Raw genomic sequence first — 750 nt, 5'->3', positions numbered from 1 at the left:
TGGAGGAGAGCGTTCCCGACCACACGGTGCTTTCGCGTTTTCGCAATCTGCTTGTCGGCGAAGGGCTGCTGGAGAAGCTGTTTGGCGAACTGGACCGGCAGTTGGAGAAAGCCGGTGTTATCCTGAAGCGGGGAACGATGCTGGATGCCACGCTGATCAATGCGGTTTCATTGCCCCCGACGGACGAGCGGACTTCGAAGGATACGGATGCCCGGCTCACCGCGCGAAAGGGCAAGGGCGGCTTCACCTTTGGCTACAAAGCCCATGTCGGGGTGGATGAGGGCTCTGGCCTGATCCGCACGGTGATTACCACGCCAGCCAACGTCAACGACACGGTGATGGCCGATAACTTGATCTGCGGCGACGAGAAGACGGTGTGGGCGGACGCCGCCTACGACACCCATGCCCGCCGCGCCCGGCTCAAGGCCGAGGGCAAGAAGGTGCGCATCGCGCGCCGCCCCAACAAGCACCATGCGCTGCCGCCGCGGCTCAAACATTACAACCGCCTGATCGCCAGACGGCGAGCGGCGGTGGAGACCACTTTCGCCACGCTCAAGAACCGCATGAAGCTGACCAATATCCGCTATGTCGGACTGGCGAAGGCCACCGCCCAGGTGACATTGGCGGCGATCGCCTTCAACATGCGCCGATGGGCCGCCATCACGGGATAGGTGCGCCCGCAGCCCGGCCGCCCGGGCCGAAACCGCCGCCGAAACCCCAAACAAGGGGGCGGAGCTCACAAAGACGAGC

General features: G+C 64.1%; 1 protein-coding gene. It reads left to right on the top strand.

The features are described 5' to 3' along the window. On the top strand, positions 1–671 hold a 671-nt coding region (locus NKJ84_RS33075; protein ID WP_352510016.1), incomplete at its 5' end, for an IS5 family transposase. Positions 672–750: the final 79 nt, after the last annotated feature.

The organism is Mesorhizobium sp. M0048, assembly GCF_040323405.1.
Taxonomy (GTDB): domain Bacteria; phylum Pseudomonadota; class Alphaproteobacteria; order Rhizobiales; family Rhizobiaceae; genus Mesorhizobium.
This window is presented reverse-complemented; position numbering and strand designations above follow the sequence as displayed.